The sequence below is a fragment of the Flavobacterium sp. genome, from assembly GCF_044376915.1.
Classification (GTDB): domain Bacteria; phylum Bacteroidota; class Bacteroidia; order Flavobacteriales; family Flavobacteriaceae; genus Flavobacterium.
In genome coordinates this window covers 1-4847 of sequence record NZ_JBILKB010000149.1, presented here as the reverse complement: position 1 = coordinate 4847, position 4847 = coordinate 1, and the positions used below count along the sequence as shown (strand labels likewise).

Annotated in this window: 3 protein-coding genes and 1 pseudogene; 3 read left to right on the top strand and 1 reads right to left on the bottom strand. The window is 32.6% G+C overall.

Annotated elements, in window-relative coordinates; genetic code table 11:
• Together ACIQ6Z_RS09970 and ACIQ6Z_RS09965 are read left to right on the top strand one after the other, a co-directional pair.
• A pseudogene (locus ACIQ6Z_RS09970) lies at positions 1–481 on the top strand (MBOAT family protein); the annotation flags it as partial.
• A complete protein-coding gene (locus ACIQ6Z_RS09965; RefSeq protein WP_396210720.1) occupies positions 481–1380 on the top strand; it encodes a hypothetical protein in 900 nt (299 codons plus the stop codon). The pseudogene ACIQ6Z_RS09970 and the gene ACIQ6Z_RS09965, both read left to right, overlap by 1 nt.
• Before the next feature lie 411 nt (positions 1381–1791).
• Here ACIQ6Z_RS09965 and ACIQ6Z_RS09960 read toward each other — a convergent pair whose 3' ends face one another.
• Positions 1792–2730 carry a WYL domain-containing protein gene (locus ACIQ6Z_RS09960; protein ID WP_396210719.1) on the bottom strand — a complete coding sequence of 313 codons (939 nt, stop codon included), beginning with the start codon at positions 2728–2730 and terminating at the stop codon, positions 1792–1794.
• 105 nt (positions 2731–2835) lie between these two features.
• On the opposite strand from ACIQ6Z_RS09960, the gene ACIQ6Z_RS09955 reads away from it, so the two are divergent.
• On the top strand, positions 2836–4847 hold a 2012-nt coding region (locus ACIQ6Z_RS09955; RefSeq protein WP_396210718.1), incomplete at its 3' end, for a LamG-like jellyroll fold domain-containing protein.

Here is a 4847-nt window from a genome sequence, read left to right as displayed (position 1 = left end):
TTTCTTGGTCAGTGGGTTTTGGCATGGAGCCAACTGGACATTTATGATTTGGGGATTACTAAATGCGATTTACTTCTTGCCTTTGTTAGTACAAAATAAGAACCGTTCCAACATGGGCGAAATCGAAATGAATTGGAATATAAATAGCGTAAAAACCTTTTTCCATATTTTAGTCACATTTGTATTAACTTCAGTTGCTTGGATTTTCTTTAGAGCCAAATCCATTTCAGAAGCAACGGGGTATATTCAAAAAATGCTGACAGATTGTCAATTTGATTCGCAGTATTTGAGCAACCAACGATACAACAATGAGCTACTGCTTTTAGTACTGGTTTTTGTCATAGTCGAATGGTGCAATCGCTCAAAAGTAGAACCTTTATCGGGGAAAGCAAGTTGGATTAAAGTAGCTTTAGCCCTTATAGCGTTGATGGCGTTTGGAGTGTATTCCAATTATAAAGAATTTATTTATTTCCAATTCTAATGAAACCATTTTTTGTCTTTATCGGAAAAATTTTGCTGGTGCTTTTGCTTTCCGCTTTTGCATTGGATTTTATTTACACCACTGTTTTTGGCCAATCTGAAACGCGAAATAAGGTTGAAAATGTCATTCATTTGAAACCACAAAACTATGATGTAATTATTTTAGGAACATCAAGAGCCAATAATCATTTTGTATCGGAATTGTTTGAAAAAGAAGGCCTAAAAACCTTTAATTATGGAATGAGCGGATCGCATTTGTTTGAAACATCATTACTATTGAAATTAATGGTAGAACGCGGATGGAAAATTAAAAACGTCATTGTGGAAACCGATTTAAATCTGTCTAACGAAAAACGCGATGATGGTACTTTTGGACGTTTTATGCCGTTCCTGCACCAATCTAAAACCATCACAACTCATTTTAAAAACGAAGCTGATTTTATGGAATTGTACTATGTGCCCTTTTATCGTTACCTCAAATTTGATGAGAAAATCGGATTTAGAGCTTGGTATAAAACGTTAATCAACGAACCGACGAATTTGATGCAGCACCAAGGCTATTATCCTTTGGGGCATAATCCAAAGGCCAATATGAAAAATAATATTGAAAAATTAAAGCCTTTGCGTAATCGGTATTTCGAAGAAATTAAACAAATTTGTAAAGCTAATTCTATTCATTTGATCGCGGTAACAACACCTATGTGTACCAATGTAAAAGGAATGGAATATTTTAAAAAAGTCAAAGCGTTGTATCCCGAAATAAAAGAATATGAACATTTGATCGAGGGAGATCAATACTTTTCTTCTTGTGGGCATTTAAATGATAAAGGAGCAAGGTTGTTCACCACTAAAATTATTACTGATTTATTTAAAAAATCAAAAAAATCCCATAAATATTAAAACAGGTCTTTTTTGTGTTTTAATGTAAATGAATTGTTATTGCTTTAAGAATAATTAAGAAATGAAATGAAAAAACCTCCCAATTTTCATGAGAGGTTTTGTACACATAACAAGTGAAATGTCTAACAGCCTGCATGAAGAGTTAAATGAAATTGCATCATTTTTTACACAAAAAAACCTCTAAATTTCTTTAGAGGTCTTTTGGTTCTAGTCAGTACACATAACAAGTGAAATGTCTAACAGCCTTCATGAAGAATTAAAAGAAATTGCATCATTATTTATACAAAAAAACCTCTAAAGAAATTTAGAGGTCTTTTGGTTCTAGTCAGTACACCTAACAAGTGAAATGTCTAACCGTTTTTATAAAGAATTAGAAATTATTGAAAGTACATTGTGTAAAATTTCAATTGATTAATCATTAGATTTAATAGGAACAAACAAATTTTTATAAACCAATGGATTATTAGGATTACTCGTTTTAATAATTTCATTCGCAGCACTATCATAATAATCCTTTAATATTTGTGGCTTTACTACTCTGCAGTTATACATCCAATAGAAAAGCCATCCAATTAATTCTCTATTGATACCACATTGGAATTCCATTTGAATAATATTGCCTTTTTTTTTGAATTTTTGAGTTTTATGCCAAAAATGTTGTTTGATAAAATTGCCTGTGATTTCTGTAAATTCAATAACAATAGAATACACTTCCTCATTGATGTTTTTAGTAACTCCAAATCTTTTTTCTAATTCAAAATAAAATCCTTCTTCGATTTTAGCCACATTTAAACCTTGAATATTTTCAGTTATAGTTATGTTTTTTATTTGTGTGATGTCAAATATTTGATATTTATTTTGCTTTTCATTGTACCCGCCTAAATAAATCGAACCTCGATGTTTTATAACCTGTAAGGGTAAAAATTCTATATTTTTTTGATTAAAATTAAAATTGTCACCGGTAACATCGTTTTTTAATTTGGCTATGCCAATTTTTTTTGATTTGGAGAGGGCTTGTTTTATAATACTTAAATTATTTTGTAAATCTTTATTTTCTATTAATTCAAAAAAATTAGTTGTTTTTTGAAAAATTATATTTGACACCGATTCGTGAATTTTTTCTTCTTTGGTTTTAACTATTTCAAAATAAATTACTCGGAAGCTGTCCCTATAATTAATTAACCTTTCGTCGTCTTTGAGCAAGAGATAAACATTCTTTACATCTCTTTGAATTTGCCGAATACTAATATCGACTTTCATCTTTTGAAAAATAGTATACAAGCCCTGATAACAATGTTCTTTTTTCTTCAAATGGGTGTAAATTTGTTCTAATCTTTGCAGTTGATTCATGTTAAATATCAATTAAAAAAAGACAATAATTGGCAATTTAATAAATTTTTGTTATTTAAAATAGTATGTTCTATATATTTGTTGTAATTTACAATAATTATAACCATGAAAAAAATTAGTGTTTTCTTATTATTTTTTTGTTTCGCAATAAGCTTTGCACAAGTACCATCATATGTTCCTTCAAATGGCCTAGTAGGTTATTGGCCATTTTCTGGCAATGCAAATGATATTTCAGGAAATGGAAATAACGGAACGGTTAATGTCGCTACTCTAACAACTGATAGAAATGGTAATGTAAATAGTGCGTATAGTTTTTTAAATGGCAGTCAATTTATAACTTTACCATCACCCCCAGTAAATACATTTACAAACACAATGAGTTATTCATTATGGTATAAAGAAATACCTAACACAAATTATGTAAATATTTTTAATACGACTAATAATAAAGCATTAGTTTTAAATCCAAATGCTACTGGAATTCGCGCTAATGATGGCAATTCATTTGGGCTGGATGCAAATTCTTCAGCATTAAATGTTAATGGATGGAAACACATATGTGTTGTTTATGTAGGGCAAGTAATTAGCATCTATATAAACGGAGTGTTAGCTAATTCGGGAACAACCGGGTTTCCTAATACAATTTTATACAACAGTACGCAGAGTATTGTAGGAGCCACATATCTAATGGGTGGTCAATACCCTTTTAGTGGATTAATCGACGATATCGGGATATGGAATCGTGCATTAAATGGGCAAGAAATTGCTAATTTATACAATTCTTGTTTAACACCAGCTCCAACCGGCAATGTAAGTCAACTCTTTTGTGCAACACCAACACCAACGGTTGCGAGTTTAATTGCAACTGGAACAGCTATTCAATGGTATGCAGCGGCTACGGGAGGCTCGCCTTTAGCGAGTTCTACGGCTTTAGTAGACGGCACAACATATTACGCCTCGCAAACAGTAAATGGCTGTGAAAGTAGCATACGATTGGCAGTAACTATTGAAATGTTTAATCCTACAATTAGCACAACAAATAGTACAATTTGTTCAGGAAATAATGTATCATTAACAGCTAATTCAGGCATTACAACTTCGAGTAGATTTAATGTTGGTTCAATTGGGCCATCAGGAGGTTATGTCTTCTATGATCAAGGAAGTGTTATTAATGGTTGGAGATATTTAGAAGCAGCTCCTGTTGACAATGGATCAAATAATGGAATTGGTTGTTATTGTACAGCAATTCCAAACACTTCAACTTCAATTGGCGCAGGCTTATCTAACACTTCAAGTTGGATAAACAGCGGGTGCAATACAAATGGATCTTGGGTAAATACTTCTACAATTTATCAAGCAAATGGCAATTCTGGTTGGTTTATCCCCTCAAAGGATGAAGTAAATTTAATGTATACAAATCTTAAATTGAATAATTTGGGTAATTTCCTAAATGTTCAATATTGGTCTTCATCTCCAGCTCCATATGGCAGTTGTGGTGTAAATGGAGGAGCTTGGGTTCAAAATTTTCAAACTGGAAATTTTGTTTCTGAATATAGAAGCGGATTTGGTGGTGCTGGAAATTTAAGATTGGTTCGACGATTTGTAACAGGTATGCCTTTTACAACCTATTTATGGTCGACTGGAGCAACAACCGCAACCATAAACCCTTCTCCAACGGCAACCACAACTTATTGGTGTGATGTAACGGTAAATGGGGTAACCTGTAGAAAAGAAGTTACAATAGCAGTAAATTCAATTCCAGCTGCCCCAACAGGAACTGCAACTCAAACTTTCTGTGCAACACCAGCGCCAACCATAACTAATTTAATGGCAACAGGTACAGGAATTCAGTGGTATGCAGCGGCTTCGGGAGGTTCTCCTTTAGCGAGTACAACGGTATTAGGAGATGGCACTACTTATTATGCTTCTCAAACGGTAAATGGTTGTGAAAGCAACACTCGCTTGGCTATAAACATTAGTTTGAACAATCCAACAGTAACAGTCTCAAATACAACAATATGTCCCGGGCAAACAACAACTTTAACTATATCTGATGGAAATAGTCAGCAGCCAATAAACAATAAAATTGCAGAATTTACAAATAATATTTCTAATAT

Bases quoted from the DNA above. Each gene is read 5' to 3' on its own strand.
- ACIQ6Z_RS09965 (WP_396210720.1), top strand. From the start codon at position 481: ATGAAACCATTTTTTGTCTTTATCGGAAAAATTTTGCTGGTGCTTTTG.
- ACIQ6Z_RS09960 (WP_396210719.1), bottom strand. From the start codon at position 2,730: ATGAATCAACTGCAAAGATTAGAACAAATTTACACCCATTTGAAGAAA.